Origin of the sequence: Rhizobium sp. YTU87027, assembly GCF_050644135.1 — a bacterium.
GTDB lineage: Bacteria > Pseudomonadota > Alphaproteobacteria > Rhizobiales > Rhizobiaceae > Rhizobium.
Map to the genome: position 1 here is coordinate 161,228 of NZ_CP098442.1, position 20,678 is coordinate 181,905.

A 20,678-nucleotide genomic window follows, 5' to 3' on the forward strand; every position below is an offset into this window, starting at 1 on the left:
CGGTGTTCAGGTTTTGCGGCGCGCTTTTCGGACCCATTTTGCGGCGAGGTCATCGACGGCTTTGTTGAGCTGCGAGAAGTTGGCGCTGTTGGGATTGTAATCGCTGCTGCCCCACCATTCGAGGATTTCGGCATGTCGCTCGTGCGCCGGATCCGCAAGCGCCTCGCGGAACTCCTGATAACCCCATGGACCACCCACGTCTTCAGGCGGGCAGTGTCCCGTTGCTTCGAGGAGCATCGGTCCTTCCGTGCCGACTGCAGGAAAGGTGCGCTCGATCTTGATGCTGTGTTCCCAACCGTCGCCAAAGTCGTAAAGGTATTTGAACGATTTCGCACCGGTGTCCTGGACTGCCGACAGCAGCGAGACCCTGCGGGCATCGATCGGACCATCCCCCCATTCCTCGTCTGGCAAACCAAAGCCGACGTCACGCATGCGGAATTCGTAAAGGTGGCTGTTGGTCCAGCCCATCGCCGCCTGCAATACCTCGTGCAGCCGACTGAGCCTGATGGTGAACGGTACGACAACGCGCCGCATCACTATCGGCTCGACATGATCGAGGGTGACCTTCAGGCGGACGGCAGAAGCCACCATCGTCAGGCCGCCAGCATTACGGTTGCCGGCGATGCACGTTTCCACTCCCAGGGCAGCAGTTCGTGCAGGCGCGTCACAGGATGGTCGGCGATGCGAGCCAGGACATCGGCAAGCCACGCCTTTGGGTCGACATCGTTGAGGCGGCAGGTGGTGATGACGGTCAGCATGACAGCGGCACGATCGGCCCCACGCTGGGAACCGGCGAAGGTCCAGTTCCGTCTTCCCAATGCGACACTTCTCAGCGCCCGCTCGGCTGCGTTGTTCGTGAGACAAACTCTACCGTCTTCGAGGAAGAGGGCAAAGCCCTCCCAGCGCTTGAGCATGTAATCGATCGGCTCGATGACCTCGGACGATCTGCTGAGCGTGGCGCGTTCCTTCGTCAACCACTCGTGCATGTCATCGAACAGCGGCTTGCTTCTCTCCTGCCGCGCAGCCAGTCGTTCTTCGGCACTCAATCCGTTGATCTGCCGCTCGATCCCGAACAATTCGTCGTAGCGCTTGACGGCCTCAAGCGCGATCGGCGAGATCGGCTTGCCCTTGCGTTTGCGATCCCGCGCATTCTTCTGGATATCGGCCAGCTCAAAGAATTTACGCCGCGCATGCGCATGGCAAAAGGCGAAGGTGATCGGCACCTCTTTCGTTGCGGCAACAGCGATCGGCTCGAAGCCATTGTAGCAATCGCTCTGTAGAATGCCGCCGTATCTGGCCAGGTGCTTCTGCGGATGTTCGCCGCGCCGGTCACTCGACGCATAATAGATTGCGGCTGGCGGCGCTGTTCCCCCGAATGGCCGGTCATCGCATACGTAAGTCCATATGCGTCCGGTCGTGCATTTGTCCCTGGCCTGAATGGGAATGGTGGTGTCATCACCGTGAAGACGCTCGGCCGCAAAGACATGCGCCTCGATCAGATCGAAGACAGGCATGAGAGCGGCTGTTGCGTACCCGACCTGGTCGGCCAGCGTCGAGGTCGAAAGATCGATCCCCTCGCATTTGAACCGGGCACTCTGCCGGTTGAGCGGGCTGTGCATGCCGAACTTGTCGAACAGGATCGTCGCCAACAGATGAGGACCGATGAAGCCGCGCGGCGTGGCATGGAACGGTGCCGGCGTCTGACTGATCGCCTCACAGTCACGGCACGTGAACTTTTCCCGCACCGTCTCGATCACCTTGAACCGGCGCGGAATCTCTTCCAGCGTCTCGGTGACGTCCTCGCCCAGCTTCGACAAGCGTGAACCACCACAGCAGGCGCAAGTCGTCGGCGGCTCGATGACGATACGTTCGCGCTCGATATCGTCCGGCCATGGCTTGCGCACCGGTCGTTTGCGCGTGAACGAACGTACGCTCGAGGTTCTGGCGCTTGCTGCCTGTGCCGCGACCTCGTCCTCCGTCGCCGCCGTCACGAGTTCCTCGAGCTGCAGTTCCAACTGGTCGAGCAGGCGCGCCGTGCGTTCAGAGCGCTGGCCTCGCAACTCGCGCCTGAGCTTCTCGATCTTCAATTCCAGAGCAACGATCAGCGCCTCGTTGTCAGAGAGCATCGCCTGCGCATTGGCCGCTTCCGCAACTGCGATAGCGTGTTTAGCCTGCAAGGCTTCATGCTCGCCAAGCAGCGCCAGGTAAGCGCCAACAACATCCACAGGAAGATCGACAGGCTTTGAGATCATGAAGCCATTCGATCAGATTTCCCCTGTATTTTCAATTGAATAATGCTAGCCGACCTTCGTCGGCCGCCAGGTTTCTTGAGGGTGCCTCCAGTCGATCCCGGACAGAAGATAACTCAGCTGCGCGGGTGATATCGCGATCGCGCCGCCTTCCGCAGACGGCCAGACGAACCGGCCGCGGTCCAACTTTTTTGTAAAAAGGCAGCTCCCCTGGCCGTCACTCCAGATCACTTTTATCAGCGATCCGCTACGACCGCGGAATACAAAAAGATTGCCGTCCAGAGGGTTCAGTTTCAGCACCTCCTGCACCCGCAACGCAAGCGATGGAAACCCACACCGCATGTCGGTATGGCCCGTTGCAATCCACACCCGCACATTTTGACCGGAAGGAAGCGTGATCACCGCAACGTCTCCAGACCCCGCATGATCCGCAGCAGCGCCTCAACGTCGACGCTGCCGTCCACGACCACACGACGGCCGTTCGCCGCGACAATCTCCATGCGGCCGGAAGGAGGCGCTACCGGATGCTCCATCGCAGCAGGTGGAGTGACCTGCTTCACCGGCACAAAAGTTTCCGGCATGACGAACGCCGGCACAAAACCATCGGTTTGTTTCTGGCTGTGCAAACCCTGGCGAACCGATTGCGCCAACGGTTTAACAGCGAGCGGCTGATGCCGTACTGACGGGCCGTGGCCGACGCCCGGCCTCTCCCCGCAAAGCTTTCTGCGACAATCCGCAGCTTCTCATCCTCAGTAAATCGACGCCGCCGTCCGGTGTTGATCACCTCAAGACGGCTCACCCGAGACCCGCTGTCCCCTTCAAAAATCTCCATCTGCCCAACTGTCCTTATGCCTGGGAATAAGGACAGGGTCTGAACAGTTTTATCCAATATTCAAAGGCGGTCTCGCTCGGACGGATACGATGCGACGGACTTTCGCTGGAGCGCAAACCCTATGGCGGCATGAAGAGAGCTACGTGATTGACGCGGGCAAGTGCAAGGCTTGCGTCTGATGAGGTCCCGTCGCTGGGACGCAGGCTTGGCAAGGTCGTGTGTAGTGCTGTGACCGCTTCGGCGAAGCACGCTTTCTAGATTGACCTGTCGGCTTGTTGATCTGATGGCATAGTGTGGCGGTCTTCGTGCTGACCACGGACAGAAGCATGGCCTCAGCGACGAGATAATCATTCAGAGGGACTTGACGAACAAAGGCCCATTACAGAAGCATTACAGTTGCATTTATTTGCATTGCCTGAATCTATAGGTCTCCATGATTCGGAGGTCATGGATGATTGGTGCATCGATAGAGACGACGCTGGAGCTTTGGGCATCCTCGCTGCGCGAGGTGAAGGGTCGTATGAGCGGATTGTTTACGCAGGAGCGCGTTGCCGCATCGGCAAACCTTTTTCTGGACGGCTTGCTGGGTGACGAGCGGCGCAAGACGGGATGGATGCGCGCGGAAGCGGCTGGCGATCCCGGCCCGTGGCGGCAACAGGCGATTTTGGGCCGGGGACACTGGGATGCGGATGCTTTGCGCGACATCGTTCGTGGCTATGTCCTTGAGACACTGGCTGATCCTGATGCAGTCCTGGTGATCGACGAGACTGGTTTTCTCAAGCAAGGCAAGGCGTCCTGCGGGGTCGGTCGGCAATATACAGGTTCGGCGGGCAAGATCACCAATTGCCAGATCGGCGTGTTCGCATCGTATGTCTCCCTGCATGGTCATGCCTTCATCGACCGGGCACTCTATCTGCCGAAAGCCTGGACGGATGACCGGGAACGTATGGCCAGGACCCATGTGCCGGACAATATCGGCTTTCTGACCAATCCGGCATTGGCGCTCACGATGATCGAGCGGGCGATCGCTTCGGATGCGCCGTTTTCCTGGGTGGCTGCCGATAGTGTTTATGGCGTGGGCGACATCGAAATGGCACTCAAGCGAGCCGCCAAGGGCTATGTGCTGGGCGTGAACGCCAACCATCCCTTCCGCTCCTGGGGTAAGCCGCTTGCTGTGGCCGGCACGGCGAAGGACATCGCTGAAGCCCTGCCTGAGAATTTCTGGCGACGCCTGTCGGCAGGCGATGGCACAAAAGGCGCACGGTTGCATGATTGGGCATATCTCGAACTGGCCGATCTCGACGCCGATGTTTTCGACGCGGCATTCCCCGGTATCTGGACACGCGGACTGCTGATCCGCCGCAGCATCGCCGATGGCGATCTTGCTTTCTTCTCCACATGGTGCCCGGTTGGCACGTCCATGGAAAAGCTGGTGACGGTGGAAGGCCATCGTTGGGCGATCGAAGACAGCTTCGAGACTGCCAAAAACGAGCTTGGTCTCGATCACAATGAGACCCGATCATGGCATGGCTGGCATCGCCACGTCTCCCTCGTCATGCTCGCATTCGCCATGCTGGCAGTGATCCGGTACCGCGCCAACGACGCGACACCCCAAAAAAGACCGAGGATGCCGACCATCAAGATCTGATCCGCTGGTCCGTCCAGGAAATCCGGCGCATTGCCACCAGGCTTGCCAAGCGTCGCATAAAGCCAGCCTACATCATCGCATGGTCATGCTGGAGGCGAGCCCATCAGGCCGCCGCTCGACGAGCTCATCTGAAAACTAAAATGCAACTGTAATGCTTCTGTAATGGGCCTTTGTTCGTCAAGTCCCTCTGAATGATTATCTCGTCGCTGAGGCCATGCTTCTGTCCGTGGTCAGCACGAAGACCGCCACACTATGCCATCAGATCAACAAGCCGACAGGTCAATCTAGAAAGCGTGCTTCGCCGAAGCGGTCACAGCACTACACACGACCTTGCCAAGCCTGCGTCCCAGCGACGGGACCTCATCAGACGCAAGCCTTGCACTTGCCCGCGTCAATCACGTAGCTCTCTTCATGCCGCCATAGGGTTTGCGCTCCAGCGAAAGTCCGTCGCATCCATCCACATGCGGTGAAGTACGACACCCAGTTTGCGTGCGAGGGCAACCTTCGCGCGCTTCATCCCGCGACGCCTGGCCACATCGAGCGCCCAGCGCTTTAGACTGGAAAAGCGCGTCGCCCGCGTCAGCATTATGTGCGCAGACTCGAACAATGCGGTTCGCTCCATCGCGTCGCCGACCTTGCTGACACCGCCATCGCGATCAGTTTCGCCGGATTGATATTTCTTCGGCGTCAGCCCGAAGTAGGCACCCACTGTGCTGGACTTTTCGAACCGGGCTGGATCATCGACCGCGGAGCGGTAGGTCAGCGCAACCAAGGCACCGACACCCGGCGCACTCATCAGCCGTTGGCAAACTCTGTCGGCGCGGGCGATCCTGAGCATCTCGCGGTGCAGCTTCGTAAATTCGCTCCACAGCGCTGCTCGCGCCGTCAGCATCGCGTCAATCACCATCGACAATATCGCATGCCCTGCAATCAGTTCGCGGATGCGCGCCTCGAAACGCCCTCGGCTGACTTCGCCGACCTTTAATCCATAGCCACGCAGGATACCCCGGATGCTGAGCTCGACGTCGAGCAGCTTGGATTGCAGAAGCTTGCGGCCAACCAGGAGAGCCCGAGTGTCCTGGGCCGGCGACGATTTGGCGTGGACCGGACGATACCACCCCATGCGGAGCAGTTGCGCGATCCCCCGTGCATCCTTGCGGTCGGTCTTCACCGTCATCGCCGAAAGCGCCGCCTTCACATGCCGCGTTTCCAGCAAAACCACCTCATGACCCGCAGCAACGAGAGCCGCGTGTAGCCATTGGGACAACGGCCCCGCTTCAAGGCCGATGCGCTCTACCGGAAAGTCCAGTTGATCAAAATACCCGACCAGGCATTCAGGCTCGCTGCCTACCTTGACCTCGCGAACCAACTTGCCCGTCGCGTCGACCACGCACACGCTGCTCTCTTTCAGCGAGACGTCGATTCCTGCATAATATTCCATGGCTGTTCCTCTCATGATGCTTGAGGCCGATCGCTCGGACCTCGTTTCCAAACATCATCATTCTGAGGGACAGCCACCCAACTGGCTACTCATGAGACGCCGGCCCATTACGGCATCTAGAGCTGGGGCGCCAGGTTCGAGACCCCAGCCGCAGGAAATCCGGGCCGAAACCGGAAAGCTAGGGCGGCGCGCCGGGCAGACGGTGGCGAAGGTGTAGGCATTTGTAGCCGGTCCCGCGGCCGCGCGAACAGGCTCCACGTGGGGCTAGACCCGTATCAATGTTCCTTATTGGCCGATTTGCCTCATGTTTTTGAATGAGGTCGCCTCCTCTCGGGCGACTACGCTTCGTCATCCAAAAAGAAGGAGCCACCGCATGCAAATCAGGCAGATCGGGGCCGACATCGTTTTTCGTCAATAATTCACCAGATCACGGCTGATCACGTTCTTCGAACAAAATGGCCAAAAGCGTTTCGTCGCCTTCCAGGCTTGTTCCGGCGCATGTTGGCTGGCATTCCAGCGGCTCCCATTGTGGCTTGGGCAATTTCGCCCAAATAAGCCGGATTCGCTGAAGCAGGATCTGACGGGACTGTCGTTTCTTCTTGCAAAGCGGAGGCGAACCATACACTCGAACCAATTCGATCATTTTACCCTTGGCGAGGCCACCGGCGATTTCTGCCACTGCGGCGGGGAAGTCTTTTTGCATCCCCCTGGGTCCCTTCCCCTGGCTTCGGGTGACGGGGACGCGGCGTCAGCCGCACGAACGCGAGTTCGGCCAGTTGCGCGGCCACAGTGCGCTCCTGCATGACAGCCCCGAGCATCTCCTCGATCCGTCGCTTCAGGTCTTTGCGCCGCCAGCGCATTACGCCGTAGCGCTCGGGATCGGGGTCTTGTTCCACCAGCGCCACCAACGCGGCCTTCTGCGCCGGCGTCAGCCATGGCGGGCGCCCCGGTGACCTACGGTTGGAAAGCCCGCTCAGCCCGTCCGCATTGTAGCGATGGACCCAGTCGCGCGGCGTCTGGCGATCCATGCCACAGGTCTCGGCCGCCGTCTTATGGTCGACGCCCTCCAAGACCAGAGCAGTCGCCAGCATCCGACGCGCCCCAGGGCATCCCGCATCTTCGCTGCAGCAGCCCGAACTTGCGCCGCCGTCAGGTCCATCCCTGTGACTGCAATCCCTGCCATCCAAACCTCCTTCAGCTCGGGTCGTTGCTATCATTCCATGTTGGCGCAGATTTTCCACGGCAGCGCCGATCTGCTGCTCAGTCCTAGAGCCGGTTGACCTGTGTTGAACAAAGGATCGAAGCAATGGTCGCGCTGGCTTCTCCCAAGGCTTCCGCCATCTCCATCGTGCATGTGCAGGGGGCAATCTCGGCGGCTATGGTACGCTTTTCGTGAATGCAAAGCGGATGCGTAGGAACTCCATAAGGGCAAGGACTTCGCGGCCCGATTAGGCCCAAAGCTTCAACACGGTGAGCTTCGCCTCTCTCATTACTCGGCTAGTGGAAAATAGCGGCCGCCACGATAAACCAATGAGCCGCCGTTGCCGATGCAAATGCCGACGACGCGGCCGAGCACAATTACATGGCTGTATCGTTCTATGGCTTCCTCAACCTTGCAGTCCACGGCCGCCACGGCATCCTTAAGGACAGGCGCGCCGCTGATCAATTGCGTCCACTCAGCACCGCGATAGCGTTCCGCGCCTTTCAGCCCGCCTCGACCGGCGAACTGGTTCGCCAGTATCTCGTGGGCGTGGCCCAGGATGTTGACGCAAAAATGCTCGAACCGCGCGACTGCAGGCCACGTCGACGAGGAACGATTGAGGGAAACGAGCATGCATGGTGGCTCGATCGAGAGGGCAGTCGCGGAAGTAACAGTTGCTCCTGTACGCTCTTCACCCTCCCCTGCGGTGATGATGCTAACGCCACCGCCCATCCTGCGCAAAGCACATTTCAGGGCGTCGGAGTTCACCGGGTCTGCGCCATTGCGGATCACTATGTCGGTGTGCACGTGCAACTGGTCCGGCATGGGATTACTCCTTTGTTTAGGAAGCAATCTTCCTCGAGCCGCCTCACCCAACGGGGTAAACGAAACAGCGTGCCCATTGCTGCGATCTATGGTGCTGTCGCAGGATTATGCAGCATGCGGCGAGATGCGAGAAATCGCTTGTTTGCATGGCAACCATCGGTGCCGTGAATGCGCCAAGGCATGCATCAGGTTCGCGTAATCATAGCAGAGCTTGATCGCCCTTGCCGAACAGGCCTTCGCGAAGTCCGGATTTGTGCCAGGTTCGATGTCGCGAGGCCAGCGACAAGCATTTCAATTGCACAAAAGCGTCGGCTTACCCATCGGGCTTATGGAGCGTCGACCTTGAGCTCCGTAGAAACGTCTGGTGTGAGGGCGCTAGAAAAGCGCGACCAGCCTGCGCGAGTTGAGGCGTGCGATGGATGGGCACACCTTGGTGAGAGCTAATAGCGAGGCAGTCGCTATTAGCTCCGGGTGCTTCAGTCGCTTAAGATATTCAGTCTCAGACCCGGTGCGTTCGGGCAGCGCGAGCGCAGGATTTGAGCCACTTTGATGGCAAAGCCGTTTGCCACAGGCCCTTCCCTCACAGCTCTTGACCACGGTGGCATACTCGTTACTCTGATCGAGATAACCTAGGTGCAATGTCCGGCCGCCACATTTGTTCCCGCGATCAAATGTGAGCCTTTGCAGAAGCCTTATATCCAGCATCGCTGGTGTGCCTGGGCCCGATAGCGCCGCCGCGAGAAGGGGCTCGCGCGCGCACCGGCAGTGCCTGTGCGGCGTGGCACTATTCAGCTCGCTTGGCGCTTTCTCCAGTTCCAGAAGGACGGCGCCGTGCCCGCTGATTCGACGAAAGCGTGCCTACGACCGCAAAACCACTGGAAGAAATGATCGCGGCGCTTGCCTGCACGTTGCCGATTGCACTCTGGCCTCTTGCCACTGCAGGCGAGGTGCCCGAGGGCATTGTCCTGCGGCCGGCTTCCTGAGAGACGCGCCCGGTCCAAAAGCCCAAAGCCTATCATTCAGTCTCCTCACCCCTTGATTTGTCGTTTGGTGCGTTCCGGTCAGGTCGCGCTGCCGCGGCGATTTCGTGGCGGAGCCACTGATGTTCCGGGTCACGATGGGAACGCTCGTGCCAGATCAACGCAACCTCATATGGCGTCAGGTCCACGGGAGGATGGAGAACCGCGAGCGGCAGCATGGTAGCGATCTGGGTAGCGATGCGATGCGGCATGACGAGGACAAGATCGGTCGCCGCAATCACAACTGCCGCCGTCAGCACATTGGAGACCGCGATCGGATACCGGCCCAATATCCCCAGCTTGGAAAGTTCGTCATAGACCTGACCGAAGCGGTCGTTGGCGTCTGACAAAATGGAGGCGTGACGCAACTCAGCGAAGGCACTTATGCTCCACTCTCGCTCTAGCACTGGGTGGTCGTGGCGTAGCAGACAGGTGAGGCGGTCCGCGTAAAGCTTACGCCGCAAGAAGCCCGGCGGTGCGGCACTGATCTGCCCAACAGCTAAATCAATCTCACCTTGCTCAAGCCGCCGCAGCGCACAGTCCAACAGCGGATTGGTGACGATGTCGAGATGAGGTGCACGCTCCTGCAGACGGGGCAATAGACGCGGAAGCAAGATGAGCGCTTGATGGTCGGGAATCGCGATAGTTGCCTTCCAGCGCATGTCTCTGGGGGTTAAGCTACGATTCACCATTTCGCGGATCGCGTTCAATACAGACGGCAGCATATTGCCCAGGCGTTCGGCCCGCGGCGTCGGCACCAAACCGCGCGAGCCGCGAACCAACAGATCGTCATTGAACATGCCACGCAGTCTTGATAGTGCCCGGCTCATTGCCGGTTGACTTCGGCCGATGTGTTGGGCCGCATGTGTTATATTCCGGTACTGCAATAGCGCTTCGAGCTCCACCAGCAGGTTCAGGTCGATTGATGTCAAGCTCGGCATCTGTCGTTGCTGTGCGGCGTCACCGTCAACGATGAACGAATGTGACCTCTTCCAAACGGAGTGATCCATAATTTTCTCTCCTCGGACAATGATGTTCTCACCCCACACCCTTGGCCGTTTGCGAGGGATTAAGAAAATCCTTCCTCCGCCTTTCACGATAGCGAACGGCGGGTCGGTTGGAAGCACTTAGGCTATGACGATGCGTTCAAGGGTCCGGCGCGGTATAGACATTTGCAGGCATTCCCTAACTTGAGTTTAGCTCAACGCGCCAAAACAGCATGCCCGACATATGCCGAAATTATATTCGTTTCCTGAACTCAGTTTATTGGATGCCCGAACTGCCAATTATGATCCCTTTGCAACAATGCCTCTCGGCGTGATTCCACTTTGCCTGCGATAGTGCACACGCCTTTCTAGTCGAATTCCCCGAGAGTGCAAAAATCGAGTTTCGCATGGCTGTCATCCACGCCATGGATACATTCGTTTTCATGCTTCTTGGTCAATGTGCTCGTACTAACTGGAGGCCCTCACCTCCGACGCTCAGGACCTGTGTCGCGCCAGCGGCCCTGTCCGGCCGCGTTGATGAGCCCTACGCCAGCGCTGTTTCGCTAACGCTTCTTCGCAAGGAGTTCCTCAATCATGTCCGCAGCGCATGTTGGGATTTGAAGTTTGCATGGCAAGGAAACGTCAGAAAGCACTAGGATGTCCTTACTATTCATTTATCGGAGAGAGATCCCATTGATGTGTCCACGACATTGCAGCCCGGAGCCAGGCCCAACAAAGATGATGCGGTTTAGCAGTGGGCGGTGGGACGCACAAATGGGGGCTGCGTGCTCTGCCGGCGAGCTGACGCACCAAGGCGGCCATACGCTAGACCAAGGCTGCACGACACCAAAAGCTATTCTGAATCTTGACGCGCGGGTGCCTATTCAGCCACGCACTTCATGGCAATTGCATCGCCGCTAAAATGATCATGACGATTAGCTGCGGTCAAATTGACTCGGCCACGTTGTGGTCGAGCGCCCATTCGCATGAGGGTGTCTAAGACACGCCAGGTTGAGTTCTACTGAGCGCCTGATCCCTGTTTCGCGGTTTCATAGAGACCCGTGACTTGCCCTGAGCGCCGTTACCCCGACGGCGTCATTTGGCAATAAGAGTTACTGTTTGGATGTCAATGACCCGCACTGTGGACACGTCAAAGCATGCGTTTTAAGGGCCTCGATCTCAATCTTCTAGTTGCGTTCGATGCTCTGATGTCACAACAAAGCGTCACCGCAGCTGCACGTAGCATTAACCTCAGTCAGCCGGCCATGAGTTCTGCTCTCGCCCGGCTACGCACCTATTTCGGTGATGAGCTGTTTACAATGCAGGGCCGCAAATTCCTCCCAACTCCGCGTGCCAAAGCCCTTGCCCCCGCAGTCCGCGATGTTCTGCTTCATATTCAGTTTTCCATCATTTCATGCGACGTGTTCAATCCTGCCATGTCCGAGCGACGTTTCAGAATTATTGTGTCCGATTTCGTGACACTTGTCTTCTTCGAAAAGGTTGTAGAGCGTGTGGCGCGGGAGGCTCCAGCCGTCGGCTTTGAATTGCTGGCTCCCGCCGATGAACCCAATGAGCTACTCCGGCGCGGTGAAATCGATTTCCTAATCCTTCCTGAGCAGTTCATGTCGAACGCGCATCCCCAAGCGAGACTGTTTGAGGAGACACTCGTCTGCGTGGGCTGCGCCATGAACAAACAACTTTCACAGCAGCTTTCCCCTGAGAAATACCTGTCGATGGGGCATGTTGTAGCCAAGTTCGGGCCTGCGCTGAAGCCCTCCATCGAAGAATGGTTACTGGTCGAGCACGGTCTAAAGAGGCGCATTGAGGTCGTCGCGCCCGGCTTCAGCTTGATCCCGCCGCTGCTGTCAGGGACCGAGCGTATAGCGACCATACCCTTGCGGCTCGCCTGTCATTTCGCAAAGTTAATTCCCTTGCGGATCGTCGAGCTCCCGCTGGCACTTCCAGCATTTACCATGGCCGTCCAGTGGCCCGCCCGTCGCAACAGGGATCAGGCAAGCATTTGGATGCAAGAGATTTTGCTACAGGAGGCCGGTCGCATGGCTGCCCTGACTAACGCCAGCGGACGTCCTGGGCCCAGCGGCGTTTGAGAAATGCATTTCACAGACTTTGACAGTTCTCATGGTGTGCTAGGTGTCGCCGCTGCACGAGGCCCTTCTCGCCCTTGCACTTAATGTAGCCATCCATTACGTGGTCTGCTCGTCGACTTGGCTCCTTCTAGCAGGTCTGGCTGGTCCTCGCCTTGCCATTCGAAGAAGAGCTGGCCGAGCTCGGCGCGCGCCGCCGCCGGCGGCACTACCCCAAGAGGGGCCGCCACCGAGAGCCAATCGATCTGACGGAATAGGCTTTGCCACCCGCTTCTGTCAAGCGAAGCGAGGAATTGACCCCTTGGGCGAAACGAAGATTTGACCCCCTTCATTGATTGGTCGTTTCGTTTGGTTCAAGCGCCGCTCCGGCCTTCTGCAGAAGGCCGGAGCGGCGCTTTTCGCGAAGCCGATAGCTGTCGCCTCGGATGGTGATCACGGTCGAATGATGAAGCAGGCGGTCCAGTATCGCCGTGGCAACCACTGGGTCACCAAAGACGCTTCCCCATTCTCCCACAGAGCGGTTGGAGGTGATCAGGATTGATCCCTTCTCATAGCGCCGAGAGACCAATTGGAAGAACAGGTGGGCGGCGTTGGCTTCGAACGGAAGATAGCCGAGCTCGTCGATGATCAGCAATTTCGGCCGCGACAAGATCGTCAATTGCTTGTCGAGCGAACCATCGTTGTGTGCTTTGGCCAGCATCGCTACCAACGTGGCAGCGGTCACGAACTGCACGTTGTAGTTCTGACGTATCGCCTCGCGGCCAAGGCTGACAGCAAGGTGGGTTTTACCCGTACCAGGAGGCCCAAGGAATAGGACCGTATCGCCGTGAGCGATCCAGCGGCAGGTCGCCAGTTCCCTGATTTGCCCATGATCAAGCGACGGCTGCGCCTCGAAGTCAAAGCCGTCGAGTTCGCGCACGAACGGGAACTGCGCCAGCTTGCTCGACATGGAGATGCGCCGCTCATCGCGCCGGGCAATCTCTCGCGATACCAGGAATGCCAGAGCTTCGCGCAAGTTCATCTTCGAGCGGGCCGCCTCGTCAAGCAGAGTGTCGAGCTGATCGCGGATCGCCGTCAGTTTCAGTCGATCGAGTGTTGCGATGAGCAGGTCGTGATCCACGTTCGTCATCACCAGCCTCCTCCAACAACCGCCTCGTATTCGGCGAGCGGCCGCAGCAAGGCGGCTGGCGCTATCTCAACTGGAGCTGTGCGCACCAGTCCTTCGCTACCAGCCACGCCAACAAAATGGGACCGGTCCACGATCCGTTGTCGCCGTCCCTGGCAGAGAGCATGATCGGCCACTACCTGGCCCGCGTGACGGATGATCACACGGCCTGCCAGCACAACGACTTGAACGCTCTCGCCGATTAGGCGCCAAGGTACCGAATAGCTGTTCGTGTCTAGGTCTATCGCGCAGTCCGCCTGAACTTTGCGCACGAGATCGCGCAATTGTCCGAACGGTGCGCGGCCAGCCAGCGGACGAAGCGCGTCAGCCTCCGCAGCAAAGCGTTCCGTCGGCGCTACGCCGGTCGTGCCGTGTTCACGCTGGTCGGCAACCTCGCGTATCCACCGGGCCAGATGCGCCTCGAACGATGCCCAGCTCTCGAACCGGCGACCGGCGATCGCGTTCTTCTTGACGTAGCCGACTCCGCGCTCGTCCTTGCCCTTCGTACGGGCGCGATATGGTGCGCAAGCTCGTGGGGTGAAGCCCCAGTAACGAGCAAAGGCATGCAATCGCGCATTGAACCGCACCTCCCGGCTGACCGCATCGTGGTGTTCGACCAGCGGCTTCGCATTATCCAGCAACACCTCATTGGGAACGCCGCCAAATCGAAGGAACGCACCTTCCATTCCTTCGAACCAGTCGGTTTGCCCCTCTCGCAACGAGGCTCGGATATGGATGCGTCTCGAGTAACCCAACGTTGCGACAAACACGTACACCCGAAGCCGCTCACCGCCGATCCATACGCGCGTCTGGCCAAAGTCGATTTGCAACTGGCGACCTGGTGGAGTTTCGAACCGAACTGTCGCACGCTTCTGTGCCTTCAACTCCCGTCGCGTGCGTATTCCGACGAAGCCGGCCATCGATTCCGATTTGAAGCCGGCCAGTCATTCCGATTTCATTCCGGCCGGCGTTCCGATTTGAAGGCGGCCATTTCTCGGACTGATCCTGGGTCTGTCTGATGTTTGGATCTGGTTTCGTTTCAGGTCAAGCTTTGGTGTTTTCGGGTGCGACTGGCGAGCGCTGTTTTCGCATGCTTTCGCCGGTGAGATCGATGCGATAGGCGTTGTGAACGAGGCGATCCAGGATGGCATCGGCAAGCGTTGGGTTTGCGATGATTTCGTACCAGCGATCCAGGGGCACCTGACTGGTGATGATCGTCGAGCGCCGCTCGTAGCGGTCTTCGATGATCTCGAGGAGATCGCGCCGCTGATCATCGTTGAGTTTTTCCGGTCCCCAGTCATCAAGGATCAGCAGGTCGGTCTTGGCCAAGGATTTGAGGATCCTGCCGTATCGCCCGTCGCCTCTTGCAAGTGCGAGCGTGGCGAACAGCCGAGGAACCCGGTGATAGGCGACGGAGAAGTCTTCGCGGCATGCTTTGTGACCAAGCGCGCAGGCAAGCCAGCTTTTGCCGACGCCGGCTGGCCCAGTGACGAGGAGACTGTGATGCTTTCTGATCCAGTCGCAGCCGGCAAGCGCCATGAACAGGTTGCGATCGAGGCCGCGAGCGGCCCGAAAGTCGGCATTCTCGATCTGTGCATCATGGCGTAGTTTGGCGGCCCTGGCACGGGCTTCGAAGCGCTTCTGTCGGCGCATGGTGGCCTCCCGTTCGAGCAGTATGGAAAGCCATTCTCCATGCTCAAGACCGCGGGCTTCGGATTGTGCGTCAAGCTCCTGGAAGGCTGTTGCCATGCCGTAAAGGCCGAGTTCGCGCAGCATGTCGATGGTGGGATTGCTCAGCATTGGTTTGTCTCCTCAATGAAAGTAGTCGGGGCCACGCAGATTTGCGTGATCAACGATGGCCGTCGGTTCGGTGGAATGGCGCGCGGCCCTGTGGTTGGCCAGGAGCGAGGCGATGCTCTTGCAGTTCAGACCGCCGATCTCGACAGCGCGAGCTGACACCGCCTCGGCCCGATCTCGCGTGATATCGCGAAACAGGCGCAGAATGCCCAGGCATGTTCGAAAGCCCTGTTCAGGATGCGGACGACTGGCAAGAACAGCAGTGATCAAACCTTCGGTCTGCGGCCCAATGGATGCAGCCCAGCGCCGAAAGCGATCGGGTGTCCACTCGGCATATCGCCGATGGGAACTGGGCATATGATCCGGGTCGGTTCCATGCCGAGTGCCGCCATACCGCCGCTGATGAACGGCGACGCGCTTGCCGCGGTGGAAGATCTCGATGGTGCGTGCCGTCGCTCTCAAATCAACCTGCTGGCGAATGAGGCCATGCGGTACGGAATAGAGGAAGGTCTTGAACTCGACGTGATAATCGGTCGACACGCGGACCAAACGCCATTCGGCGAATTCGTAGTCTTCACCGGGAAGATTGGCGAGCGCGGCGCGCTCGACACTCTCAAACAGCTGCCGGCGACTGACGCCGAGCCGGCGCATGACATGATCATTGATGCGATCGAGTGCCTGGCCAATGGCAGCATTAGCCTCAGCAAGCGAGAAGAACGTGTGATTGCGCAGACGCCCTAAGATGCACGATTGGGCAAAACGGACCCCGTTCTCAACTTTAGATTTGTCCCTGGGCTTTCGTGGCCGTGCTGGAAGAACGCCGACGCCATAGTGAGAAGCCATCATGCCGTAGCTGCGGTTGATCTCGGGATCATAGAAACTGGCGCGACTGACGCCTGACTTCAGATTGTCGGGAACGATCAGCCGGGGAACGCCGTCAAAGAAGCGGAACATCCGGACATGTGAGCCGATCCAGTCCGGCAGTGTTTGCGTCCAGGTCGCCTCCGCATAGGTGAAGCTAGACGCGCCCAGCACCGCCACGAATATCTCCGCTTCGCGGATCTCGCCGGTCTTGCGATCAACGATCGGAATCTTCTTGCCGGAATAGTCGACGAAGACCTTGTCGCCGGCCGCATGCTCCTGGCGCATCGTCGGCGAAAGCCGTTGCTCAAAGCCACGGAAGAGCTCACAAAAGCGACTGTAGCCGTAACCCTCTGGATGCGACCCACGATACTCCTCCCAGAGGATAAGCAGGGTGACGCCGGGCTTCTTGAGCTCGACGGCAAGCTCGGCCCAGTTGGGTTCGACGCGTCGTCTCGTGCCCTGTTTGACGCCATTGCGCGCAAAGAGCTTGTTCTCGAGCGCGTCATCGGTCAGTTCCCCCGGTAGGGGCCAGCTCAACCCAACTGCTGCTGCGCGCTGAAGATTATCCTGCACCGTACTGCGGGCTATTCCCAATACGACGGCGATCTCGCGGGAGCTCGTCCCGCTTCCGGCAAGCCGAAGCATTTGTCTTAATTGTCTCATGGTCAGCCTTCTCTTTGCCGGCATCAAAATGTCCTCGTTCATCGCGAGGTGATTGATGCCAAAGTTGCTGACCCAGGGGGTATCTTCAGTGTCGAAAACTGGCCGGATTTTGATTGGAATGGTGGCCGGCTTCAAATCGGAATGGTGGCCGGTCTTTGGTCGGATTGGCGGCCGGCTTCACGTCGGAATCCGCACGTCGCCACTGCCGAACTCGAAGCTCTACAGAACGCAGGCCGATGACAATTCCGTGCTCGCTCGCCAACTCCTGGCGGATTACATCCGCATTGCTGTCATGACGGAAAAAACGTTCTCGCAGCCAATCGTCCAGCCCGTCAAACGAACTGCGCCGAGCAGGTTTCTTGAAAGGCGAGACGCCGCCTTCTCGCAAATATCGGCGAACCGTGTTGCGCGCACATCCAAATTCCCTAGACAGCCGCTTGGCCCCCCAACCAAGCGCATGTAGTCGCAACATTGCCACCACCTCATCAGCCTGAAGCATATCCCCGCCCTGCATCGTTCGCGACAATGCAGGATGCAATGAAATCTCGCTCGTCATCCAACTCTCCTCGTTTTGACACGAGGGGTCAGTTCTTCGCTTCGTTAGGGGGTCAGTTTCTCATTTCGGCCGACAGCTTCCGACATACGGTTCGATATCGATATGGCGCGGTGTGCGTTTTTGAAAGCAGGCCCATAACTGGGCATAGCTCTTCGGCAACCCGGCCGAAGTTAGTTCTCGCCAGAACGGCGTATCATTTCTGCCACCATCATAGTGCAGCCGGAGGTAATTGCGGATGCTCGTTCAGAATCGTACGTTTGCGCTGTTGAAGGCTTCGATGACATGAGCGGGCACGATTCCGCCTCCGCTGGCGAGAATACGCTCCAAATTCCTCAACTGCTCGAAGGTATGGGCGGTAAGCCAGCCCCCAGGGCTCGACGAATCCGGAAAGCCGTTCCGAGCGCCACCACATTGTTGACCCAGGCAGTTTCAATATAGCTTGATCGAACGAAAGCTCGTGCCTTGGCTGGACATGATATCCAATACGGTGCTGGAGCTCCGCCATCATCATCGCATCGTCGGTATGTCGTGAGCGTCCGGTGAGCTGTTTTTGCTGATCGGGCAAATCAGGCGATGTTCTGGCATTAGAACCAGCATTAGTGCTGACATTAATACCAGAGCAAAGAGGTTTCATGGCTCGCATAGAGATCATGTCCGGTACCGAGCGCAGACGGCGTTGGTCGGACGAGGCGAAGCTGAGGATACTTGCGGAAGCTGATGAGCCCGGTGCTCGCATTGGCGATGTGCCATCGGGAAATGTGCGGGTCTACCTGGCCTGCGGAGTGACGGATATGCGGCGTGGCATCGATGGCCTATCGGCGCTGGTCGAAACGGTCGTGAAGGAGGCGCCGGGCTTCGGGCGCAATCTTTGGCTTCCGCGGAAAGCGCGCTGACCGGATCAAGCTTCTCTGGTGGGACGGTCAGGGGTTCTGCCTATTCTACAACGATCTGCATTCATACTGCATCTCTCTTTCGCATTCAGTTGAAGGTTTTGGCGTGTCCGGCATTTTGCTTACGGGCGGCGACGCGATCGATGAGCTGGTTCCATCGACTGCATTGCTTTTGCGGTAAATCCGTCTTCGGAAGCTCGTACAGGTAGTAGTGCCCGTTGTAGGCGTGGCTGGTGACGAGGCCGTGTTCAGCCCATCTGGCGAGTGTATGTTCATGGATATTGAGGTGTTCAGCCGCCTCCTTTTTTGTCAACATCCCGCGATCCCGGAGCCGGTCATAGCGTGATCTCAGCCTATATTCGCGAACGAGATAGGTGACGCGTTTGGTTGTGAAGCGTGCATTGCGCTGGTCACGGCGCGTCACCGAGCCCGGACGATATCCCTGATCGTTGAGAATCTCTGCGATCTCGGAAAAAATATGATTGTCGAGGAGGTTATCGATCAGTGCGATGATATCGGGGTTCGTCTTGATCTGCTGGCTGGGAGATTTTGGGCTCATGGTGACGAGTGTCTCGGTTTTACCGCCCTTGAAGCGAATATGAGCCTTGGTTGTGCCTCTTTTCGGTAGTTTGAGGAGGGTGACGTCCTCGATGATGTGGGCAAGCAGGCGCTTTCGTTCGCGGTTCGGGGTCTCTGGATTGGTCCAGAGTTTTTTGAAGTCCGCCGTCATTGCGACCAACCGCTCGTGGACGGCCTTATCGAGGATGAATTCGTGCTCCCGGGCGCGCTCGCGCTCTTCGCGGGCATTGGCCAGGATGCGGAGCTTCTCGTTCCATTCGCCTTCGAGCGTGTCGGCGACGAGGCGGTTATTGGGATCGACGAGCATGAAACGGCGCTGGGCGAGATCGGCTTCAGTTTGCGCGCGCTCGATCGCGCGACAGCGCAGCCGATCCGCCTCTTCATGTCGCGCTTCGATCTCTTTGCGGACTTCAATCGCCAGTTCGATGGCTGCCGGCGTCATCTGCTCGGCGATCAGCATACCGATGGCTTCGTCGACAGGAGGTGCAGCGATCGCCTGGCACAGGGGTTCACCGCGATCGCTACGGGCGCGATCACAAACGTACCAGGCTTCCTGCCGGCCGCGTCGGGCAGCGTAGCGCATGCGAAAATGCCTGCCGCATTGCCCACACACGGCCCGCCCCTGCAGCAGTGCCGGACCTTCGCGCGGAGGTGATGCGACCCCCGCGTTCCATTTATGGCAGATGTTCGACTTCAGAATCCTCAGGTTCTCCTGATGCTGCTCCCAACTGATGTAGCCGGGATGGGCATCTGGAATACATGCCGTCCAATCATCATTATCTTGTTCACGCACAATCCTCTTGCCATCAATGGTGCGTCGATAGCGGCGGCGGCCATAGGCATAGGCTCCGGCGTAACGTGGATTGTGCAGCACACGCATCGCCGTCGAAGTCGTCAGTGGCCGGAATACCGTCTGGCTGTCGTGCAGGCGTGAGGGAAAGAGAATGCCTTCCTGACGAAAGGCCTTGACGGTCTGGGAGGCGGATCCGACGCGAGAGAACGTCTCGAAGAAATGGACGATCGTCTCTCTGACTTGCATGTCTGGTTCAAGTGCCACATTGCCGGAATGGTCATAGACCAGCCCGGTTGGCAGGGGGCAGCGGAACTCGCCGCGCCGCGCCTTGTTGAGGATGCCGCCGCGCAGCCGGGCCTTGATCACATGCAGTTCGGCCTCACTCATTGTTCCCTTGAGGCCGAGCAAGAGGCGGTCGTTGAAGCTTGCCGGATCGTAGACGCCGTCCTCATCGAGGATCAGGGTGTCGGCAAGGGCGCAGATCTCCAGCAGACGCTGCCAGTCGGCATTGTTGCGGGCCAGACGGGAGACCTCCAGGCCCATGACGATCCCGGCATGCCCCATGCCGACATCGCTGACCAGCCGCTGAAATCCCTCGCGCCAGACCGCCGATGCGCCGGATTCACCCTGATCGTTATCGATGACGATAATCTGCTCCTCGCGCCAACCAAGGGCGATAGCGCGCCCGCGAAGCGCATATTGCCGCATGGCGCTCTCGGTATTGTCGATGACTTGCCGCATCGAAGATTGGCGGATGTAGAGGTAGGCGCTGCGTTCGAGGTGATGAGGCTGGACTTTGAGATGTACATTCATCGTGATCTCCGATCGTTGATGCTCATGGCGATTGTCGCAAGGACGTGGACGACGGCGCTGTGTCCGCGGTGCAGCGGCCAAGCAATTGACGATGGGTAATTCTGCTCTCGCGGGGTGCTTGCTGTTGCGGTCAGCGTCTGAGCCCATCCCCACATGCCCCGGCGCAAAAAGAGCATCAGGCCGCTACGGGCCATAAGCGGCAGCGCTGCGCCGAGAGCAGCCTTGCGCAAGACCTCGTACTGGGAGGCGATG

17 protein-coding genes and 3 pseudogenes are annotated in these 20,678 nt (G+C 58.8%); 4 read left to right on the plus strand and 16 right to left on the minus strand.

Going from position 1 to position 20,678, the window contains the following annotated elements; genetic code table 11:
- Positions 1-6: 6 nt before the first annotated feature.
- The 4 genes and pseudogenes from NBG89_RS29485 to tnpA form a co-directional block, all read right to left on the minus strand.
- Positions 7-591: a plasmid pRiA4b ORF-3 family protein gene (locus NBG89_RS29485; RefSeq protein WP_416068532.1), complete on the minus strand. Its 585-nt coding sequence runs from the start codon at positions 589-591 to the stop codon at positions 7-9.
- A gap of 2 nt (positions 592-593) precedes the next feature.
- Positions 594-2,252 carry an IS66 family transposase gene (tnpC, locus tag NBG89_RS29490; protein WP_416068531.1) on the minus strand — a complete coding sequence of 553 codons (1,659 nt, stop codon included), beginning with the start codon at positions 2,250-2,252 and terminating at the stop codon, positions 594-596.
- A gap of 45 nt (positions 2,253-2,297) precedes the next feature.
- Positions 2,298-2,591 carry an IS66 family insertion sequence element accessory protein TnpB gene (gene tnpB, locus NBG89_RS29495; RefSeq protein WP_112982801.1) on the minus strand — a complete coding sequence of 98 codons (294 nt, stop codon included), beginning with the start codon at positions 2,589-2,591 and terminating at the stop codon, positions 2,298-2,300.
- A 56-nt stretch (positions 2,592-2,647) separates the two neighbouring features.
- Positions 2,648-3,081, minus strand: a pseudogene (gene tnpA, locus NBG89_RS29500) (IS66-like element accessory protein TnpA).
- Positions 3,082-3,514: 433 nt separating this feature from the next.
- Between tnpA and NBG89_RS29505 the strand changes: the two are divergent.
- A complete protein-coding gene (locus NBG89_RS29505; RefSeq protein WP_431324629.1) occupies positions 3,515-4,729 on the plus strand; it encodes an IS701 family transposase in 1,215 nt (404 codons plus the stop codon).
- Between the two features lie 409 nt (positions 4,730-5,138).
- Here NBG89_RS29505 and NBG89_RS29510 read toward each other — a convergent pair whose 3' ends face one another.
- The 5 genes from NBG89_RS29510 to NBG89_RS29530 all read right to left on the minus strand — a co-directional run bounded on the left by NBG89_RS29510 (position 5,139) and on the right by NBG89_RS29530 (position 10,225).
- On the minus strand, positions 5,139-6,170 hold the full coding sequence (locus NBG89_RS29510; protein WP_431324653.1) for an IS110 family transposase: 1,032 nt from the start codon (positions 6,168-6,170) through the stop codon (positions 5,139-5,141).
- Between the two features lie 427 nt (positions 6,171-6,597).
- Complete coding sequence (locus NBG89_RS29515; RefSeq protein ID WP_431324668.1) at positions 6,598-6,873, minus strand: hypothetical protein; 276 nt, start codon at positions 6,871-6,873, stop codon at positions 6,598-6,600.
- Entirely contained in the window at positions 6,815-7,357 is a 543-nt protein-coding gene (locus NBG89_RS29520; protein WP_431324654.1) for a helix-turn-helix domain-containing protein, read from the minus strand. The genes NBG89_RS29515 and NBG89_RS29520 overlap by 59 nt, the downstream gene beginning before the upstream one ends.
- Positions 7,358-7,659: 302 nt before the next feature.
- A complete protein-coding gene (locus tag NBG89_RS29525; RefSeq protein ID WP_416068527.1) occupies positions 7,660-8,196 on the minus strand; it encodes a flavin reductase family protein in 537 nt (178 codons plus the stop codon).
- A gap of 1,015 nt (positions 8,197-9,211) precedes the next feature.
- Positions 9,212-10,225 (minus strand): LysR family transcriptional regulator, encoded by a 1,014-nt coding sequence (locus NBG89_RS29530; protein ID WP_416068526.1) that lies wholly within the window; start codon positions 10,223-10,225, stop codon positions 9,212-9,214.
- A 1,133-nt stretch (positions 10,226-11,358) separates the two neighbouring features.
- Here NBG89_RS29530 and NBG89_RS29535 point away from each other — a divergent pair.
- Positions 11,359-12,309, plus strand: coding sequence for a LysR family transcriptional regulator (locus NBG89_RS29535; protein ID WP_416068525.1), 951 nt, complete (start codon positions 11,359-11,361; stop codon positions 12,307-12,309).
- A gap of 325 nt (positions 12,310-12,634) precedes the next feature.
- Here the strand turns inward: NBG89_RS29535 and istB (NBG89_RS29540) are convergent, their stop codons facing one another.
- From istB (NBG89_RS29540) to NBG89_RS29565, 6 genes and pseudogenes are all read right to left on the minus strand, one after another.
- Complete coding sequence (gene istB, locus NBG89_RS29540; protein WP_416068524.1) at positions 12,635-13,435, minus strand: IS21-like element ISSme2 family helper ATPase IstB; 801 nt, start codon at positions 13,433-13,435, stop codon at positions 12,635-12,637.
- A pseudogene (istA, locus tag NBG89_RS29545) lies at positions 13,435-14,364 on the minus strand (IS21 family transposase); the annotation flags it as partial. The pseudogene istA (NBG89_RS29545) and the gene istB (NBG89_RS29540), both read right to left, overlap by 1 nt.
- 151 nt (positions 14,365-14,515) lie before the next feature.
- A complete protein-coding gene (gene istB, locus NBG89_RS29550) occupies positions 14,516-15,271 on the minus strand; it encodes an IS21-like element helper ATPase IstB (protein ID WP_416068576.1) in 756 nt (251 codons plus the stop codon).
- A gap of 12 nt (positions 15,272-15,283) precedes the next feature.
- Complete coding sequence (gene istA / locus NBG89_RS29555; RefSeq protein WP_416068575.1) at positions 15,284-16,795, minus strand: IS21 family transposase; 1,512 nt, start codon at positions 16,793-16,795, stop codon at positions 15,284-15,286.
- Between the two features lie 193 nt (positions 16,796-16,988).
- Positions 16,989-17,351, minus strand: a pseudogene (locus tag NBG89_RS29560) (IS21 family transposase); the annotation flags it as partial.
- 60 nt (positions 17,352-17,411) lie between these two features.
- Positions 17,412-17,588 carry a tryptophan 7-halogenase gene (locus NBG89_RS29565; RefSeq protein ID WP_431324661.1) on the minus strand — a complete coding sequence of 59 codons (177 nt, stop codon included), beginning with the start codon at positions 17,586-17,588 and terminating at the stop codon, positions 17,412-17,414.
- 395 nt (positions 17,589-17,983) lie between these two features.
- Between NBG89_RS29565 and tnpB (NBG89_RS29570) the strand changes: the two genes are divergently transcribed.
- Positions 17,984-18,244, plus strand: a complete 261-nt coding sequence (gene tnpB / locus NBG89_RS29570) for an IS66 family insertion sequence element accessory protein TnpB (RefSeq protein ID WP_431324655.1) — start codon at positions 17,984-17,986, stop codon at positions 18,242-18,244.
- The gene (gene tnpB / locus NBG89_RS29575; protein WP_431324662.1) at positions 18,216-18,422 is read left to right on the plus strand and encodes an IS66 family insertion sequence element accessory protein TnpB; all 207 of its coding nucleotides are present in this window, start codon (positions 18,216-18,218) and stop codon (positions 18,420-18,422) included. Before tnpB (NBG89_RS29570) ends, tnpB (NBG89_RS29575) begins: the two co-directional genes overlap by 29 nt.
- Here tnpB (NBG89_RS29575) and NBG89_RS29580 read toward each other — a convergent pair.
- Positions 18,330-20,426 carry a recombinase family protein gene (locus NBG89_RS29580; RefSeq protein ID WP_416065937.1) on the minus strand — a complete coding sequence of 699 codons (2,097 nt, stop codon included), beginning with the start codon at positions 20,424-20,426 and terminating at the stop codon, positions 18,330-18,332. The genes tnpB (NBG89_RS29575) and NBG89_RS29580 overlap by 93 nt on opposite strands.
- Positions 20,427-20,678 lie beyond the last annotated feature (252 nt).